Genomic DNA, 18,414 nt, shown 5'->3' on the forward strand with positions numbered 1-18,414 from the left:
CGGTAACAAAGTGAGCTGTTATGACTGATAAAACCATTGCGTTTTCGCTACTCGATCTGGCCCCCATCCCCGAAGGTTCTTCAGCGCGAGAAGCGTTCTCCCACTCTCTCGATCTCGCCCGTCTGGCTGAAAAGCACGGCTATCATCGCTACTGGCTGGCAGAACACCACAATATGACCGGTATTGCCAGTGCTGCAACATCAGTTTTGATTGGCTATCTGGCGGCGAATACCACTACGCTGCATCTGGGGTCTGGCGGCGTGATGTTACCAAACCACTCACCGTTGGTGATCGCCGAACAGTTCGGCACGCTCAATACGCTCTATCCGGGGCGAATCGATTTGGGGCTGGGCCGTGCTCCGGGTAGTGACCAGCGAACCATGATGGCTCTACGTCGTCATATGAGCGGCGATATTGATAATTTCCCCCGCGATGTCGCGGAGCTGGTGGACTGGTTTGACGCCCGCGATCCCAATCCGCATGTGCGCCCGGTACCAGGCTATGGCGAGAAAATCCCCGTGTGGTTGTTAGGCTCCAGCCTTTACAGTGCGCAACTGGCGGCGCAGCTTGGTCTGCCGTTTGCGTTTGCCTCACACTTCGCGCCGGATATGCTGTTCCAGGCGCTGCATCTTTATCGCAGCAACTTCAAACCGTCGGCACGACTGGAAAAACCGTATGCGATGGTGTGCATCAATATTATCGCCGCCGACAGCAACCGCGACGCTGAATTTCTGTTTACCTCAATGCAGCAAGCCTTTGTGAAGCTGCGCCGCGGTGAAACCGGGCAACTGCCGCCACCGATTCAAAATATGGATCAGTTCTGGTCACCGTCTGAGCAGTATGGCGTGCAGCAGGCGCTGAGTATGTCGCTGGTGGGTGATAAAGCGAAAGTGCGTCATGGTTTGCAGTCGATCCTGCGCGAAACCGACGCGGATGAGATTATGGTTAACGGGCAGATTTTCGATCACCAGGCGCGCCTGCATTCGTTTGAGCTGGCGATGGATGTTAAGGAAGAGTTATTGGGATAGTGTGTTTTAACGTGGGAAGCCTTATCCGAGCTGGCAACGCTGTCCTACGTAGGCCTGATAAGCGAAGCACATCAGGCATTGTGTAGGCAGCAGAAATGTCGGATAAGGCACCGCTAATTACTGATACACCGGCAGCAAATTAAAGCTCGATAAAATATGCACCAGTGCGTTGCCAACACCAAACACCAGAATCAGTGCAATCATCGGCTTGCCGCCCCAGACACGGAATTTCGGGCTGCCAAAGCGTTTACGCGATGCGCGGGCCAACAGCGCCGGAACAATTGCAGCCCAGATGGTAGCCGCTAAGCCAGCATAACCAATGGCGTACAGGAATCCGTTCGGGAACAGCAGGCCACCCACGACAGGCGGTGCAAAGGTCAGCAACGCCGTTTTAAAGCGGCCCAGGGCAGAGTCGTCAAAACCAAACAGATCTGCCAGATAGTCAAACAAACCCAGCGTTACGCCGAGGAACGAACTCGCTACCGCAAAGTTTGAGAACACGACCAGTAGCAGATCCAGACTACGGCTGTTCAGCACGCCGCTTAACGCCTGTACCAGCACATCAATATTACCGCCCTTCTCGGCGATTCCGATAAACTCCGGACGAGGGATGTTGCCCATCGTCGCCAGCAACCAGATGGTATACAGCGCCAGCGCCATCAGCGTACCGTAGACCAGGCATTTCACGATAGTTTTCGGATCTTTGCCGTAATACTTCATCAGGCTCGGCACGTTACCGTGATAACCAAATGAGGCCAGACAGAACGGCAGGGTCATCAACAGATACGGTGCATAAGACGCATTGCTTTCCGCGACGTTAAACAATGTCGCAGGCTGCACATGCCCCAGCAAACTGCCGAAAGTGAGGAAGAAGGTAATAACTTTCGCCCCCAGCACAATCGCCGTCATCCGGCTTACGGCTTTGGTGCTCAACCACACCACAAACGCCACCAGTAGCGCAAAACCAAAACCTGCAGCTCGTGCCGGAACATTCAGCGACATCTCCGCGAAGGTGTGATGCAGAATCGAACCGCTGGCAGAAATATAGGCGTAAGTCAGGATGTAGAGCACAAAGGCAATGGAAATGCCGTTGACCACGTTCCAGCCTTTGCCCAGCAAATCTTTGGTTATGGTGTCAAAACTCGAACCGATTCGATAATTCAGGTTAGCTTCCAGAATCATCAAGCCGGAATGCAGCATACAGAACCAGGTAAAGATCAGCGCCGCCATTGACCAGAAGAACCACGCCCCGGACATGACCACTGGCAGAGAAAACATCCCTGCGCCAATAATGGTGCCGCCGATAATCACCACGCCGCCAAGTAGCGACGGTGACGTTTGGGTGGTGGTTAGTGTTGCCATGAGGGCTTCTCTCCAGTGAAAAATAGTGCGACTGCGTTGTTATGCATTGCACTGTACCAGTACACGAGTACAAAAGACAGAAAAAAAGCCCCGATGGTTAAAATCGGGGCTGTATATATTATTTTACAGATTGTGTTCGCTGTTCAGCGTTGATTACGCATCACCACCGAAACGACGACGACCAGTAGAGTCATCACGACGCGGTGCGCGGCCTTCACGACGTTCGCCGCTAAAACGACGACCATCACCACGACCACCTTCACGGCGTTCACCGCTGAAGTTACGACCGCCTTCACGACGTTCGCCACCGAAACCACGACCACCACCACGACGCTCACCACCAGTATGCGGCTGTGCATCGCCCAGCAGCTGCATGTTCATCGGCTTGTTGAGAATGCGAGTACGCGTAAAGTGTTGCAGCACTTCACCCGGCATACCTTTCGGCAGTTCGATGGTGGAGTGAGAAGCAAACAGCTTGATGTTACCGATGTAACGGCTGCTGATGTCGCCTTCGTTAGCAATCGCGCCAACGATATGACGAACTTCAACACCATCATCGCGGCCCACTTCAATACGGTACAGCTGCATATCGCCAACATCACGACGTTCACGACGCGGACGATCTTCACGGTCGCCACGCGGGCCACGGTCGTTACGATCGCGCGGACCACGGTCATCACGGTCACGGAATTCACGTTTCGGACGCATCGGCGCATCTGGCGGCACGATCAGAGTACGTTCACCCTGTGCCATTTTCAGCAGTGCGGCTGCCAGAGTTTCGAGATCCAGCTCTTCACCTTCTGCAGTCGGCTGAATTTTGCTCAGCAGTGCACGGTATTGATCCAGATCGCTGCTTTCCAGCTGCTGCTGTACTTTAGCGGCGAATTTTTCCAGACGGCGTTTGCCCAGCAGCTCTGCGTTCGGCAGTTCTACTTCCGGAATGGTCAGCTTCATAGTGCGTTCAATGTTGCGCAGCAGACGACGCTCGCGGTTCTCAACGAACAGCAGCGCACGACCAGCACGCCCCGCACGGCCGGTACGACCAATACGGTGAACGTAAGACTCAGAATCCATCGGGATATCGTAGTTAACTACCAGGCTGATACGCTCAACGTCCAGGCCACGGGCCGCAACGTCGGTCGCAATCAGGATATCCAGACGACCATCTTTCAGGCGTTCCAGCGTCTGCTCACGCAGCGCCTGGTTCATGTCACCGTTCAGTGCAGCGCTGTTGTAGCCGTTACGCTCAAGAGCTTCTGCCACTTCCAAAGTCGCGTTTTTAGTACGAACGAAGATAATCGCCGCATCAAAATCTTCCGCTTCCAGGAAACGTACCAGTGCTTCGTTTTTACGCATCCCCCACACAGTCCAGTAGCTCTGGCTGATGTCAGGACGGGTAGTCACGCTGGACTGAATGCGCACTTCCTGCGGCTCTTTCATAAAGCGGCGGGTAATACGACGAATCGCTTCCGGCATAGTTGCAGAGAACAGAGCGGTCTGATGACCTTCCGGGATCTGCGCCATAATGGTTTCAACGTCTTCGATGAAGCCCATGCGCAGCATTTCGTCAGCTTCATCCAGAACCAGACCGCTCAGTTTAGAGAGGTCCAGAGTGCCACGTTTCAGGTGGTCCAGCAGACGGCCAGGAGTACCGACAACGATCTGCGGCCCCTGACGCAGGGCGCGTAATTGCACGTCATAACGCTGGCCGCCGTACAGGGCAACCACGTTTACGCCGCGCATGTGTTTAGAGAAATCCGTCATTGCCTCAGCAACCTGTACCGCCAGTTCGCGGGTCGGTGCCAGCACCAGAATCTGTGGTGCTTTCAGCTCAGGATCAAGATTTTGCAGCAGAGGTAAAGAGAATGCTGCAGTTTTTCCGCTCCCCGTCTGGGCCATACCCAGAACGTCGCGGCCATTCAGCAGATGTGGAATACACTCTGCCTGAATTGGAGATGGTTTTTCGTAACCCAGATCGTTAAGGGCTTCAAGGATAGGAGCCTTCAGGCCCAGATCTGCAAAAGTGGTTTCGAATTCAGCCATGTAGTACGTGTGCCTCAAAATTAATGGCGGCCAGTCTACATAACTCATCATGAAATTGATCAGCAATTTTCATTGAAAAGTGTGAACCGGCTCAAAGTAGGTGTATTAACGAACAACAACGCCCTCACCCGTTAAGGTGATGGCAATCAAAAAAGATTACGGGCTGATGTGTACGTCAGCTATTGCTGGTCCGATTCTGCCAGGTCATCTTGGTCCTGGCCCAGGAGCGATAATTCCAACAATGCGTATCGGTGCTCAACAAAGTTATGAACGTTGTTGGCAACCGCCAGTTTGAACAGTGCCGTGGCGCTGTCCAAATCCCCCAGACTTAGGTAGTACTTACCTAAATAGAAGTTGGTTTCACTGAGATGCTCAGCGAGCGAGGTGTTATCCGTTGCGTCCGCCTTGAGCCTTTCCATTAACGTTTGTTCGCTAATGTTGCCCAGGTAGAACTCGACAATGTTCCATCCCCACTGCTCCTTATCCGATTTTTCGAAGTGCTGTTTTAACACTTCTTTAGCCTGCTTCTCATCGAGCTTCTGCTCGGCGAGATAAAGCCACAGACTACGGAAAGGATCATTGGGATCGTCTTGATAAAACGCCAGCAGATCATCTTGCGCTAACTTGTCACGACCGCCGTAATATAATGCGATCCCGCGATTCAAGTGCGCGTAGTTGTAAGTTGGATCAAGCTCAAGTACAGAATCAAACGCTTCATAGGCAGCATCAAAATTGCCTGCCTGCGTTAAATATATGCCTAAGTAATTGAATACTTCAGGCATATCCGGTCGGATTGCCAGCGCTTGCGAAAAATCGTTACGCGCTAATGCCCTCAGACCGAGACTATCATACAACACTCCGCGCTCATATAAAAGCTGTGCGCGTTCGTCATCGGTTAAAGCCCGACTGGCAAGGATTTGTTCCATACGTGCCAGAATCACTTCCTGCTGCAAAGTCGGTTGCAATGGTACCGCGAGGACTTCACTTTTACGCCAGGAAGTATTACTGCATCCTGCAAGCGTAAGTGCTGTCGCAACGAAACACCAGCGCAAAAAAGGCTTCATTTCCCACTCCCGAAGACCACGGTTGAATGAACGTCCTGTTCCCGGTTGCTAACAAGGCGTCCTGCCCGGTTAAAAGCCCCCCGCCGCAGCGGAGGGCAAATGGCAACCTTACTCGCCCTGTTCAGCAGCCGGAGCTTCCGGTGCTGCAGCAGGTTGAGACTGCTCAGTCGCTTCTTTAATGCTCAGACGGATACGGCCCTGGCGATCGACTTCCAGAACTTTCACCGGTACTTCCTGACCCATCTGCAGGTAGTCGGTCACTTTCTCAACACGCTTGTCGGCGATTTGAGAGATGTGGACCAGACCTTCTTTACCGCCGCCGATGGCAACAAACGCGCCAAAGTCAACGATACGGGTCACTTTACCATTGTAGACGCGACCCACTTCGATTTCTGCAGTGATCTCTTCGATACGACGAATAGCGTTTTTCGCCTTCTCGCCGTCGGTCGCTGCGATCTTCACAGTACCGTCATCTTCGATTTCGATGGTGGTGCCAGTTTCTTCGGTCAGGGCACGGATAACAGAACCGCCTTTACCGATAACGTCTTTGATCTTGTCCGGATTGATCTTGATGGTATGGATACGCGGTGCAAACTCAGAGATATCACCACGCGGCGCGTTGATCGCCTGCTCCATGACGCCCAGGATATGCAGACGCGCACCTTTAGCCTGGTTCAGCGCAACCTGCATGATCTCTTTGGTGATACCTTCAATTTTGATATCCATCTGCAGTGCAGAGATACCGTCGCGAGAACCTGCAACTTTGAAGTCCATATCGCCCAGGTGATCTTCGTCGCCCAGGATGTCAGACAGTACAACGTAGTTGTCGCCTTCTTTCACCAGTCCCATTGCGATACCCGCAACAGCAGCTTTGATCGGCACACCTGCGTCCATCAGCGCCAGAGACGCACCGCACACGGAAGCCATAGAAGAAGAACCGTTGGATTCGGTGATTTCAGACACAACACGTACGGTGTACGGGAATTTGTCCATATCCGGCATTACTGCCAGAACGCCGCGCTTCGCCAGACGACCGTGACCAATTTCACGACGCTTCGGAGAACCGACCATGCCAGTTTCACCTACGGAATACGGAGGGAAGTTGTAGTGGAACAGGAAGGTGTCAGTACGTTCGCCCATCAGTTCATCAAGAACCTGTGCGTCACGTGCAGTACCCAGCGTTGCGGTAACCAGCGCCTGAGTTTCACCACGGGTGAATAGTGCAGAACCGTGAGTACGCGGCAGCACGCCAGTACGCACATCCAGACCACGGATCATATCTTTTTCACGACCGTCGATACGCGGTTCGCCTGCCAGTACGCGGCTACGAACAACATTTTTCTCGATAGCGTGCAGAATTTCACCCAGTTCGTTTTCGTCCAGGGTTTCGTCTTCAGCAAGCAGCGTCGCGATGGTTTCAGATTTGATGACATCAACCTGCGCATAACGCTCTTGTTTGTCGGTGATGCGATAAGCATCGCTCAGACGAGCTTCAGCCAGTGCAGCAACGCGCGCGTTCAGCGCTTCGTTTACCGGCTCCGGCTGCCAATCCCAACGCGGTTTACCGGCTTCTTTCACCAGTTCATTGATGTTCTGAATAACAACCTGCTGTTGTTCATGACCGAACACCACTGCGCCCAGCATCTGGTCTTCGCTCAGCAGTTCAGCTTCAGATTCAACCATCAGCACGGCAGCTTCTGTACCGGCAACAACCAGGTCCAGTTTGCTCTCTTTCAGCTCGTCCTGAGTCGGGTTCAGTACGTACTGGTCATTGATGTAACCTACGCGGGCAGCACCAATCGGACCATTGAACGGAATACCAGACAGAGAAAGTGCTGCGGAAGCACCAATCATCGCAACGATATCCGGGTTAACCTGCGGGTTAACAGAAACCACGGTGGCGATAACCTGAACTTCGTTGACGAAGCCTTCCGGGAACAGCGGGCGAATCGGGCGGTCAATCAGACGCGCAATCAAGGTTTCGCCTTCGCTTGGGCGGCCTTCACGACGGAAGAAGCTACCTGGGATACGACCAGCAGCGTAGGTACGCTCCTGATAGTTAACGGTCAGCGGGAAGAAGTCCTGACCTGGTTTGGCTTTTTTCTGACCAACAACGGTAACGAATACCGCGGTGTCATCCATGCTAACCATAACAGCGGCAGTAGCCTGACGAGCCATCATGCCGGTTTCCAGAGTCACGGTGTGTTGGCCGTACTGGAATTTACGAACGATCGGATTAAGCAATGTAATATCCTTTCTCTTTCTTAGACAGCACCTTACGGCACTGGTGTTAATACCCGATCTTCTGCGCATCCTCGCGACTAATGACAACCCTAACCCAGCCCAATGTGGGTAAAGCCTCTCATTAGCCGCGCGAACCTCTGCAACGGAAGATCATTCATAGCAACAATACATTAGTTTCCAGTGAATTGCTGCCGTCAGTTTGAAAAAAGGGGCCACTCAGGCCCCTTTTCTGAAACTCGCAAGAATTAGCGACGCAGACCCAGGCGCTCGATGAGCTGGGTGTAACGTGCTACGTCTTTACGTTTCAGGTAGTCGAGCAGTTTACGACGCTGAGAAACCATGCGCAGCAGACCACGACGGCTGTGGTGATCTTTTTTGTGCTCTGCAAAGTGGCCCTGCAGGTGGTTGATCTGTGCAGTCAGCAGTGCTACCTGAACTTCGGTAGAACCGGTGTCGTTTGCGTCACGGCCAAACTCAGAAACGATTTTAGCTGTTGCTTCAGTACTTAGAGACATTTTAAAACTCCAAAGTATATAGAATGAAAGGACGCCGATCTCTAATTCAGCGATCCCAGTGTACGTTACGCAAAGTGTTAAACAATTTACGCGACGTTAAGCGGCAGTATTCTACTCGTAGCGACTTGTTATCGCAAGACGGTTAACATTACGCCGGGTATTCAACCACCAGGCGACGAGGCGCAACGCGGCCTTCATCGTCAATTTCGCCCATACCGATAAACTTGCCGTTCTCACCTTCTGTAACGCGAACCAGTCCTTCCAGCGGCGCACCGGATGTACGAACCGGGTTACCATTTTTGAAGTAAACAGAAGACGTTAACGGAAGATTCACCACCGGATAGTCCGAAGCTGGACTGTCCATTGGCATCAGTAATGGATCAAGTAACTCCGCTGCCGGAATATCCTGCTGCTCGGCTTGCTCAACCCGTTCACGCAGATGTTCCAGAGTCACCATCCGTTCAACCGGATATTTACTTACAGCCAGGCGACGCAGGTAAATAACATGCGCGCCACAGCCGAGTTTTTCGCCGAGATCGTCAATGATAGTGCGGATATAGGTGCCTTTTGAGCAGTGAATTTCCAGCTCCAGTTCATTGCCATCGTGGCGAATAAACAGCAATTCATAAACGGTAATCGGGCGTGCTTCACGCGGGACTTCAATTCCCTGACGCGCATATTCGTACAGTTTTTTGCCCTGGTATTTCAGTGCTGAATACATCGAAGGAATCTGTTCGATATCGCCACGGAAAGTATCCAGTGCCGCCGCCAGTTGCTCTGCACTAAAGGTTACCGGACGTTCTTCAACGATTTGTCCGTCAGCGTCAGAAGTATCAGTACGCTGTCCAAGACGCGCAATCACCCGATAGCGTTTGTCGGAGTCCAGCAGATACTGGGAAAACTTCGTCGCTTCCCCGAGGCAAATCGGCAACATGCCGGTCGCCAGCGGGTCCAGCGCACCGGTATGCCCGGCACGATTAGCGTTATAAATCCATTTCACTTTTTGCAGTGCATCGTTGCTGGACATACCCTGCGGTTTATCCAGCAACAAAACGCCGTTAATGTCGCGACCGCGACGACGAGGACGACTCATTAGTCCTCCTTGCTGTCGTCCGGATTAACACGACGTTCTTCGTCATGTTTGACCACGCTGGTCACCAGGTTTGACATACGCATCCCTTCAACCAGCGAGTTGTCGTAGAAGAAGGTCAGTTCCGGCACGATACGCAGGCGCATCGCTTTCCCCAGCAGGCTGCGGATGAAACCAGAGGCTTCTTGTAACGCTTTGATGCCCGCTTTAACCGCGTCTTCATCTTTGTCGTTAAGGAACGTCACATATACTTTTGCATACGCCAGGTCACGAGACATTTCGACACCGGAAACGGTGGTCATCATGCCCAGACGAGGATCTTTAATTTCGCGTTGCAGGATGAGAGCGATCTCTTTTTGCATTTCCTGCGCTACGCGCTGCGGGCGACCAAATTCTTTCGCCATAATAAATTCTCCTGACAAAAAAGGGGCTGTTAGCCCCTTTTTAAAATTAATTTCAGGTGGAAGGGCTGTTCACGTAGCCTGATAAGACGCGCCAGCGTCGCATCAGGCAATCCATGCCGGATGCGGCGTAAACGCCTTATCCCGCATAGAACCCTAAAACCTTAAGCGATGGTACGTTGGATCTCGATGATTTCGAATACTTCGATCACATCGCCAGTGCGGACGTCGTTGTAGTTCTTAACGCCGATACCACATTCCATACCGTTACGGACTTCGTTAACGTCATCTTTGAAGCGGCGCAGGGACTCCAGCTCGCCTTCGTAGATAACCACGTTGTCGCGCAGAACGCGGATCGGATTGTGACGTTTAACCACACCTTCAGTAACCATACAACCTGCGATGGCACCAAATTTCGGTGATTTGAACACATCACGAACTTCCGCCAGACCGATAATCTGCTGTTTCAGTTCCGGAGACAGCATACCGCTCATCGCCGCTTTCACTTCGTCGATCAGGTTATAGATGACGGAGTAGTAACGCAGATCCAGGCTTTCCGCTTCAATCACTTTACGTGCAGAGGCATCAGCACGTACGTTGAAGCCAACCAGGATGGCGTTGGACGCCGCAGCCAGGGTAGCGTCGGTTTCGGTGATACCACCTACGCCAGAACCGATGATCTTCACTTTAACTTCGTCAGTAGACAGTTTCAGCAAGGAGTCGGAGATCGCTTCCACGGAACCCTGAACGTCTGCCTTCAGAACGATGTTCACTTCGTGAACTTCGCCTTCGGTCATGTTAGCGAACATGTTCTCGAGTTTCGATTTCTGCTGACGTGCCAGTTTAACTTCACGGAATTTGCCCTGACGATACAGTGCAACTTCACGTGCTTTCTTCTCGTCACGCACTACGGTAACTTCGTCACCCGCAGCCGGAACACCGGACAAGCCAAGGATTTCTACTGGAATGGACGGACCTGCTTCCAGCACTTCCTGACCCATTTCGTTACGCATTGCGCGAACACGACCGTATTCGAAACCACACAGAACGATGTCGCCCTTGTGCAGAGTACCTTCACGTACCAGAACGGTAGCAACCGGACCACGACCTTTATCGAGGAAGGATTCGATAACCGCACCGCTCGCCATACCTTTACGTACCGCTTTCAGTTCCAGAACTTCTGCCTGCAACAGGATAGCGTCCAGCAGTTCATCGATACCGGTACCTGCTTTCGCAGACACGTGTACGAACTGGCTTTCACCGCCCCACTCTTCCGGCAGGATGCCGTACTGAGAGAGTTCGTTCTTAACGCGATCTGGATCGGCTTCTGGTTTGTCGATCTTGTTCACTGCAACCACAACCGGCACGCCTGCCGCTTTCGCGTGCTGAATTGCTTCGATGGTCTGCGGCATTACGCCGTCGTCGGCAGCAACAACCAGGACTACGATGTCCGTTGCCTGCGCACCACGTGCACGCATTGAAGTAAACGCGGCGTGCCCCGGGGTGTCCAGGAAGGTGATCATGCCGTTTTCAGTTTCAACGTGGTATGCACCAATGTGCTGGGTAATGCCGCCCGCTTCGCCAGAGGCCACTTTCGTTGAACGAATGTAGTCCAGCAAAGAGGTTTTACCGTGGTCAACGTGACCCATGATGGTCACAACCGGCGCGCGCGGTTCAGCCGCAGCACCTGTGTCACGGTCGCTCATTACCGCTTCTTCCAGCTCGTTTTCACGACGCAGGATAACCTTGTGGCCCATCTCTTCAGCAACCAGCTGTGCGGTTTCCTGATCGATAACCTGGTTGATGGTTGCCATTGCGCCCAGTTTCATCATCGCTTTGATGACCTGAGAACCTTTAACCGCCATCTTGTTCGCCAGTTCGCCAACGGTGATGGTTTCGCCAATCACAACGTCACGGTTAACGGCCTGAGCTGGCTTCTGGAAGCCTTGCTGCAGCGAAGAACCTTTACGTTTTCCGCCTTTACCGCCACGTACTGCTGCGCGTGCTTCTTCACGATCAGCTTTTGATTCAGAGTGTTTGTTGCCTTTCTTCGGACGCGCTGCTTTCGCGTTACGACCACGGCCACGGCCGCCTTCGACTTCACGATCGCTTTCGTCTTCTGCCTGGCGAGCATGTTGAGAAGTAGTAACGTGATAATCGCTGGAATCTTCAGTCGGTTCCGCGTTATCAGTCCATTTGTTTTCTTCCGCCATACGACGTGCTTCTTCAGCAACGCGACGTGCTTCTTCTTCGAGTTTACGACGCGCTTCTTCTTCAGCTTTACGCTTGAGCTCTGCAGCTTCCTGCTCACGGCGGGCTTTTTCAGCCTGGGCGTTTTTAGTCATATCGTCTTGTTGATTGCTCACTTTGTCTTTTTCCGCAGCTTCACGTTTCGCTTGTTCAGCGGCTTCACGCTTAGCTTGTTCTGCGGCCTCACGTTCAGCTTTTTGTTGCGCCTCGCGTTTGGCCGATTCTTCTGCCTCACGACGGGCTTGCTCTTCCGCTTCACGCTGCGCCTGCTCTTCCGCAGCAAGGCGTTCAGCCTCTTGCGGATCGCGTTTCACAAAGGTGCGTTTCTTGCGGACTTCGATTTGTACCGATTTGCTTTTTCCACCGGTACCAGGAATGTTAAGGGTGCTGCGGGTTTTACGTTGCAGCGTTAATTTGTCCGGGCCTGAATTTTTCTGATTCAGGTGGTCAATTAAAGTCTGTTTCTCTTGTGCGGACACAGAGTCGTCAGCAGACTTCCGGATACCTGCATCAGCAAATTGCTGTACCAGGCGTTCCACGGAGGTCTGTCGCTCTGCGGCCAGCGTTTTAATCGTTACATCTGTCATGCTGTTCCTTCCTGCTACAGTTTATTACGCTTCGTCACCGAACCAGCAAATATTACGGGCAGCCATAATCAGTGCTCCGGCTTTTTCGTCGGTCAACCCTTCGATATCAGCCAGATCATCAATGCCCTGTTCGGCGAGATCTTCCAGCGTACAAACGCCACGGGCGGCCAGTTTGAATGCCAAATCACGATCTATCCCTTCAAGGTTCAGCAGATCGTCAGCCGGTTTGTTATCACCGAGGCTTTCTTCCTGGGCCTGTGCAATGGTGGCCAGTGCATTTTTAGCACGCTCGCGCAGTGCTTCAACAGTCGGCTCATCAAGGCCTTCGATTTCCAACAGCTCTTTCATCGGCACATAGGCCAGTTCTTCCAGCGTCGAGAAGCCTTCTTCTACCAGGACAGTCGCAAAGTCTTCGTCGATGTCGAGATATTTGGTGAAGGTGTCGATCGCTGCGTGCGCTTCTGCCTGATGCTTAGCCTGCAGGTCGTCAACGGTCATCACGTTGAGTTCCCAACCGCTCAGTTGCGAAGCCAGACGCACGTTCTGACCGTTACGGCCAATCGCCTGCGCCAGGTTACCGGCTTCAACGGCGATATCCATGGTGTGTTTATCTTCATCCACCACGATAGAAGCAACGTCTGCTGGTGCCATTGCGTTAATCACGAACTGCGCCGGGTTATCATCCCACAGGACGATATCGATACGTTCGCCGCCCAGTTCAGTAGAAACCGCCTGAACACGCGCGCCACGCATACCTACACAAGCACCTACCGGATCGATACGTTTATCGTTGGTTTTCACCGCGATTTTCGCACGAGAACCCGGGTCGCGAGCCGCTGCTTTAATTTCAATCACTTCTTCGCCGATTTCCGGCACTTCAATGCGGAACAGTTCGATCAGCATTTCCGGCTTGGAACGGGTGACGAACAGCTGCGCGCCACGCGCTTCCGGACGAACGGAATAGAGCACGCCACGAACGCGGTCACCAGGGCGGAAGTTTTCACGCGGCAGCATATCTTCACGCAGGATCACGGCTTCAGCGTTGTTGCCCAGATCCAGAGAGATGTTGTCGCGGTTCACTTTTTTCACCACGCCGGTGATGATTTCACCTTCGTGTTCACGGAACTGATCAACCACCATCGCACGTTCGGCTTCACGCACTTTCTGCACAATAACCTGTTTTGCCGTCTGGGTGGTGATACGGTCAAAGGTAACAGACTCAATCTGATCTTCAACGTAATCGCCCAGATTCAGGCTTTCATCTTCAAAGCGCGCAGCTTCAAGAGTGATTTCTTTCGTTGGCTGGGTGACTTCATCAACTACCAGCCAGCGACGGAAGGTGTCAAAATCACCGCTTTTGCGATCGATTTGTACGCGAACGTCGATCTCTTGTTCGTATTTTTTCTTGGTTGCTGTAGCCAGCGCGCTTTCCAACGCTTCGAAAATTTTCTCGCGAGGCAGCGCCTTTTCATTGGAGACGGCTTCAACTACAGCCAAAATTTCTTTGTTCATCGCGGGCTTTTCACCTCATCCAGACTATTAAAAGTGGGGAACCAGGTTCGCCTTCTGGATATTACTCAGCGCGAACACTTCATCTTTACCTTCGACGGTAACTGTGATCATTTCACCGTCTACCGCTTTGATAACGCCCTGCCATTTACGACGGTTTTGTACCGCCATACGGAGAACCAGAGTCACCTCTTCTCCGACGAAACGGGCGTAGTGTTCAGCCGTGAACAGTGGACGATCGAGACCCGGTGAGGAGACTTCCAGGTTATAAGCAACGGTGATGGGATCTTCGACATCCAGCACAGCACTTACCTGGTGGCTCACATCAGCACAATCATCAACATTGATGCCATCTTCACTATCAATATAGATGCGCAGTGTGGATGTGCGACCGCGGATAAACTCGATGCCAACCAGTTCAAAACCCAGGGCCTCAACTGGCGCAGTAATCATCTCTGTTAATTTTTGCTCTAATGTGGACAAGCCCACCCCCAAGACATAAAAAAAGGGCCTAAAGCCCAGTTATTCTGTAGTCAGATAACAAAAAACCCCGATAAATCGGGGCTTTATATAACTGAACCCTATAACCGCAACTGCGGTCTGGAGCACTTTCCAGAAGGATTTTTTCAAATCCCACTACGAAGGCCGAAGTCTTCACAGTATATTTGAAAAAGGACTCTAAGGGAAAGTGGTTGCGGGGGCCGGATTTGAACCGACGACCTTCGGGTTATGAGCCCGACGAGCTACCAGGCTGCTCCACCCCGCGCCTGAAACGTGGCAAATTCTACTCGTTTTGGGTAAAAAATGCAAATACTGCTGGGATTTGGTGTACCGAGACGGGACGTAAAATCTGCAGGCATTATAGTGATCCACGCCACATTTTGTCAACATTTATTGCTAATCGCGTGAATGAATATCCAGTTCACTTTCGTTTGTCGAATACTTTTGCCCTCTACTGCTCCTCCTTAAGCGCATTATTTTACAAAAAACACACTAAACTCTTCCTGTCACCGATAAAAGATGATTAAATGAAAACTCATTTATTTTGCATAAAAATTCAGTGAGAGCGGAAATCCAGGCTCATCATCAGTTAATTAAGCAGGGTGTTATTTTATGACGACGATTCTCAAGCATCTCCCGGTAGGTCAACGTATTGGTATCGCTTTTTCCGGCGGTCTGGACACCAGTGCCGCACTGCTGTGGATGCGACAAAAGGGAGCGGTTCCTTATGCATATACTGCAAACCTGGGCCAGCCAGACGAAGAGGATTATGATGCGATCCCTCGTCGTGCCATGGAATACGGCGCGGAGAACGCACGTCTGATCGACTGCCGCAAACAACTGGTTGCCGAAGGTATTGCCGCTATTCAGTGTGGCGCATTTCATAACACCACCGGCGGCCTGACCTATTTCAACACGACGCCGCTGGGCCGCGCCGTGACTGGCACAATGCTGGTTGCGGCCATGAAAGAAGATGGCGTGAATATCTGGGGAGACGGCAGTACCTATAAAGGAAACGATATCGAACGTTTCTATCGTTACGGTCTGCTGACCAATGCTGAACTTCAGATTTACAAACCGTGGCTTGATACTGATTTTATTGATGAACTGGGCGGCCGTCATGAAATGTCTGAATTTATGATTGCCTGCGGTTTCGACTACAAAATGTCTGTCGAAAAAGCCTACTCCACGGACTCTAACATGCTTGGTGCAACACACGAAGCGAAGGATCTGGAATACCTCAACTCCAGCGTCAAAATCGTCAACCCGATTATGGGCGTGAAGTTCTGGGATGAGAGTGTGAAGATCCCGGCAGAAGAAGTCACAGTACGCTTTGAGCAAGGTCATCCGGTGGCGCTGAACGGTAAAACCTTTAGCGATGACGTAGAAATGATGCTGGAAGCTAACCGCATCGGCGGTCGTCATGGCCTGGGCATGAGCGACCAGATCGAAAACCGTATCATCGAAGCGAAAAGCCGTGGTATTTACGAAGCTCCGGGGATGGCGCTGCTACATATCGCTTATGAACGTCTGCTGACCGGTATTCACAACGAAGACACCATTGAGCAGTATCACGCGCATGGTCGTCAGTTGGGCCGTTTGCTGTACCAGGGACGTTGGTTTGATTCCCAGGCGCTGATGCTGCGTGACTCCCTGCAACGCTGGGTTGCCAGTCAGATCACTGGTGAAGTTACCCTGGAGCTACGCCGCGGGAACGATTACTCCATCCTTAATACCGTCTCAGAGAATCTGACCTACAAGCCAGAGCGTCTGACGATGGAAAAAGGCGACTCGGTGTTCTCGCCAGACGATCGTATCGGTCAACTGACCATGCGCAACCTGGATATCACCGATACCCGCGAGAAACTTTTCGGCTATGCCAAAACTGGCCTGCTTTCCTCCTCTGCCGCTTCGGGCGTGCCGCAGGTGGAGAATCTGGAAAATAAAGGCCAGTAATTCGACATCAACCCTGCCCTTCAGGGGTGGGGTTACCTTGCTTATCCTCAGTAAACTCCTTTCTTAGCATCACAAAATCGAAAACATCATGGTTTGCATCTACAACCCGTGAATCTCCTTTATAGTGTGCAATCACTTCCTCCAGCGTTTGCGGCTGTTCCGGCTTTGTTACCCCCATCCACGCATTAATAAGGTAATTATTGTAAGCAGTGGAAAAGATATCGTTTTCCGTTGTGCGATCCACGCCATCCCCAAGAACGGGGCTATACCAGATAAACATCGGAACATGATATGCCTGCTGGCTGGCCTCCCTGCCTCCATGAAAATAAATGTTCTTCTTCGTCGGGTCGCGTTCCAGGCCATGGTCGGCAAAATACATGACCGAGGCTCGGCGATCTTTTAATAATTCAAAAACCTGACCTAGCAAACTATCTGTGTAATGAATGGAGTTGTCATAGCAGGCATCCTGATCGTCCTGTGGTTGAAACACGGCGCTGGATTGCGGATAGGCGCTACAAGCCGGTTCATGGCTTCCATTTAAATGAAGAACAATCAGTTTCTTTTGCTGCGTCTTTTGCTGTAACGCTTGCGATAAATGCGGCAACAACAATTCATCAAATCCTCTGACATAGACTGTTTCCATGGCGCGCATGGCGATACTGGTAACTGCTGTACCATTCTGCCGAAAAGCGGATTGCGAGCTTAGCCAGAAAGTCTGAAATCCTGCTTGATTAGCCATATTAATAATGTTGTCCGGGTAATTATGAATGTCATGACTCAAAACAGAATCAGCAGTTAAAGAAAGGGGAACCGACAGCGCAGTGTAAGGTGCACCGCTTATTGCTTGATTAAACAGTTTGATCTGTTTTCTTTGTGCTTCGACTTGCGGTGTCGTAGAGCGTGTATATCCATACAAAGACATATTGTCGACACGTACAGACTCCCCCACAATCAACACGTAGGTATCAATACCTGTATCCCTGACTGATAATTGAAAATACGGCACCGTGTTTGCAATTGAGAGTAATCTTTGATGCTCTTTCGCTGCTAAAGCAAAATAATTGAGATTGAAAAACGGTGTATAGGTAGCAAATCGCGACGCTAGTATATATGGACTGAACGCTTTTTTATTTTTTGCATCTTTATAAGCAAATTGACAAGCGGAAAATAAACTGCCCGAAATGACAATCAGCAATAATATTCCTGTCACTTTTTTCGTCGGCAAGGAAACATCATATTTTATTATTACTGCCAAAAAAAGAAGGGATAAAAAGGCAAAAGCACATAGATAAGGGATATACATCCCCAGCATTTTGACAACTTCATCCGGATCACTCTGCAGCACACTAATCGCAAATCCATCATTGAAAGTTGTACCAAAGGTACACCATGAATAGAGGCTAATACTCATGTCTGCCGCTGTCAGTAACACAAATGGTGCGGCAACAAGCAGGCGAAGCGGAAGGGATGATATACGTTTAACAACCAGGATGGTCAGAACGAAGAACAGCAATCGCTGAACCATATGCGCTCCGGAAGAGGCGACTAAGTTCGTAATACCAAAAACAATAACACAAAGATACAACAACCAATGAGATTTAAAACTTCTAACAAATTTGTTGAATACTGTCATCCAGAAATCCAAGTTCACAACCAATATAAACAATTATCAACAATGTTCAATTTTATATCAGACATGTTTTTCAACGCTGAGCCATATCAGACCGAAACACTGTTAGTTTTTTCTTTTTAAATGATGCGGCCATTGTTCTCAGTAATTAAATAACATTATCAATGCGTCTCTAAACATTACGCAGAACGTAGCCATCAGTAGTTATACTGACAGGAGCAGGATGGTTTATCG

The 18,414-nt window shown here is 51.2% G+C and carries 14 protein-coding genes and 1 tRNA gene; 2 read left to right on the top strand and 13 right to left on the bottom strand.

Annotated features, from left to right (window positions below):
• The first annotated feature begins 20 nt into the window (after positions 1 to 20).
• Complete coding sequence (locus AACU19_RS17965) at positions 21 to 1,028, top strand: luciferase-like monooxygenase (RefSeq protein WP_046081284.1); 1,008 nt, start codon at positions 21 to 23, stop codon at positions 1,026 to 1,028.
• Positions 1,029 to 1,145: 117 nt separating this feature from the next.
• Here the strand turns inward: AACU19_RS17965 and mtr are convergent, their stop codons facing one another.
• The 12 genes from mtr to AACU19_RS18025 all read right to left on the bottom strand — a co-directional run bounded on the left by mtr (position 1,146) and on the right by AACU19_RS18025 (position 14,859).
• Positions 1,146 to 2,390: a tryptophan permease gene (gene mtr / locus AACU19_RS17970; RefSeq protein ID WP_000224337.1), complete on the bottom strand. Its 1,245-nt coding sequence runs from the start codon at positions 2,388 to 2,390 to the stop codon at positions 1,146 to 1,148.
• Between the two features lie 153 nt (positions 2,391 to 2,543).
• A complete protein-coding gene (gene deaD / locus AACU19_RS17975; protein WP_001295553.1) occupies positions 2,544 to 4,433 on the bottom strand; it encodes an ATP-dependent RNA helicase DeaD in 1,890 nt (629 codons plus the stop codon).
• Complete coding sequence (gene yrbN, locus AACU19_RS17980) at positions 4,426 to 4,506, bottom strand: protein YrbN (RefSeq protein ID WP_010723222.1); 81 nt, start codon at positions 4,504 to 4,506, stop codon at positions 4,426 to 4,428. The genes deaD and yrbN overlap by 8 nt, the downstream gene beginning before the upstream one ends.
• Positions 4,507 to 4,612: 106 nt before the next feature.
• The gene (gene nlpI, locus AACU19_RS17985) at positions 4,613 to 5,497 is read right to left on the bottom strand and encodes a lipoprotein NlpI (RefSeq protein ID WP_000802080.1); all 885 of its coding nucleotides are present in this window, start codon (positions 5,495 to 5,497) and stop codon (positions 4,613 to 4,615) included.
• A gap of 108 nt (positions 5,498 to 5,605) precedes the next feature.
• Complete coding sequence (gene pnp, locus AACU19_RS17990; protein WP_001296445.1) at positions 5,606 to 7,741, bottom strand: polyribonucleotide nucleotidyltransferase; 2,136 nt, start codon at positions 7,739 to 7,741, stop codon at positions 5,606 to 5,608.
• 245 nt (positions 7,742 to 7,986) lie between these two features.
• A complete protein-coding gene (gene rpsO, locus AACU19_RS17995; protein ID WP_000059466.1) occupies positions 7,987 to 8,256 on the bottom strand; it encodes a 30S ribosomal protein S15 in 270 nt (89 codons plus the stop codon).
• Between the two features lie 148 nt (positions 8,257 to 8,404).
• Positions 8,405 to 9,349: a tRNA pseudouridine(55) synthase TruB gene (truB, locus tag AACU19_RS18000; protein ID WP_105278374.1), complete on the bottom strand. Its 945-nt coding sequence runs from the start codon at positions 9,347 to 9,349 to the stop codon at positions 8,405 to 8,407.
• On the bottom strand, positions 9,349 to 9,750 hold the full coding sequence (rbfA, locus tag AACU19_RS18005; protein WP_001040205.1) for a 30S ribosome-binding factor RbfA: 402 nt from the start codon (positions 9,748 to 9,750) through the stop codon (positions 9,349 to 9,351). Before rbfA ends, truB begins: the two co-directional genes overlap by 1 nt.
• 161 nt (positions 9,751 to 9,911) lie before the next feature.
• Positions 9,912 to 12,584, bottom strand: a complete 2,673-nt coding sequence (gene infB / locus AACU19_RS18010; RefSeq protein WP_000133052.1) for a translation initiation factor IF-2 — start codon at positions 12,582 to 12,584, stop codon at positions 9,912 to 9,914.
• 24 nt (positions 12,585 to 12,608) lie between these two features.
• On the bottom strand, positions 12,609 to 14,096 hold the full coding sequence (gene nusA, locus AACU19_RS18015) for a transcription termination factor NusA (RefSeq protein WP_001031046.1): 1,488 nt from the start codon (positions 14,094 to 14,096) through the stop codon (positions 12,609 to 12,611).
• Between the two features lie 27 nt (positions 14,097 to 14,123).
• On the bottom strand, positions 14,124 to 14,576 hold the full coding sequence (gene rimP / locus AACU19_RS18020; RefSeq protein WP_001300397.1) for a ribosome maturation factor RimP: 453 nt from the start codon (positions 14,574 to 14,576) through the stop codon (positions 14,124 to 14,126).
• Between the two features lie 206 nt (positions 14,577 to 14,782).
• Positions 14,783 to 14,859: transfer RNA gene (locus AACU19_RS18025), tRNA-Met, on the bottom strand.
• Between the two features lie 347 nt (positions 14,860 to 15,206).
• Here AACU19_RS18025 and argG point away from each other — a divergent pair.
• Complete coding sequence (argG, locus tag AACU19_RS18030; RefSeq protein WP_000207680.1) at positions 15,207 to 16,550, top strand: argininosuccinate synthase; 1,344 nt, start codon at positions 15,207 to 15,209, stop codon at positions 16,548 to 16,550.
• A 7-nt stretch (positions 16,551 to 16,557) separates the two neighbouring features.
• Here the strand turns inward: argG and AACU19_RS18035 are convergent, their stop codons facing one another.
• A complete protein-coding gene (locus tag AACU19_RS18035; RefSeq protein WP_077760079.1) occupies positions 16,558 to 18,183 on the bottom strand; it encodes a phosphoethanolamine transferase in 1,626 nt (541 codons plus the stop codon).
• Between the last annotated feature and the right edge of the window lie 231 nt (positions 18,184 to 18,414).

This window comes from Escherichia sp. MOD1-EC4550, from assembly GCF_963876935.1.
GTDB lineage: Bacteria > Pseudomonadota > Gammaproteobacteria > Enterobacterales > Enterobacteriaceae > Escherichia > Escherichia coli_F.

Bases quoted from the DNA above. Each gene is read 5' to 3' on its own strand.
- truB (WP_105278374.1), bottom strand. From the start codon at position 9,349: ATGAGTCGTCCTCGTCGTCGCGGTCGCGACATTAACGGCGTTTTGTTG.
- rbfA (WP_001040205.1), bottom strand. From the start codon at position 9,750: ATGGCGAAAGAATTTGGTCGCCCGCAGCGCGTAGCGCAGGAAATGCAA.
- deaD (WP_001295553.1), bottom strand. From the start codon at position 4,433: ATGGCTGAATTCGAAACCACTTTTGCAGATCTGGGCCTGAAGGCTCCT.
- infB (WP_000133052.1), bottom strand. From the start codon at position 12,584: ATGACAGATGTAACGATTAAAACGCTGGCCGCAGAGCGACAGACCTCC.
- nusA (WP_001031046.1), bottom strand. From the start codon at position 14,096: ATGAACAAAGAAATTTTGGCTGTAGTTGAAGCCGTCTCCAATGAAAAG.
- AACU19_RS17965 (WP_046081284.1), top strand. From the start codon at position 21: ATGACTGATAAAACCATTGCGTTTTCGCTACTCGATCTGGCCCCCATC.
- AACU19_RS18035 (WP_077760079.1), bottom strand. From the start codon at position 18,183: ATGACAGTATTCAACAAATTTGTTAGAAGTTTTAAATCTCATTGGTTG.
- argG (WP_000207680.1), top strand. From the start codon at position 15,207: ATGACGACGATTCTCAAGCATCTCCCGGTAGGTCAACGTATTGGTATC.
- nlpI (WP_000802080.1), bottom strand. From the start codon at position 5,497: ATGAAGCCTTTTTTGCGCTGGTGTTTCGTTGCGACAGCACTTACGCTT.
- rpsO (WP_000059466.1), bottom strand. From the start codon at position 8,256: ATGTCTCTAAGTACTGAAGCAACAGCTAAAATCGTTTCTGAGTTTGGC.
- yrbN (WP_010723222.1), bottom strand. From the start codon at position 4,506: ATGAAAATTGCTGATCAATTTCATGATGAGTTATGTAGACTGGCCGCC.
- mtr (WP_000224337.1), bottom strand. From the start codon at position 2,390: ATGGCAACACTAACCACCACCCAAACGTCACCGTCGCTACTTGGCGGC.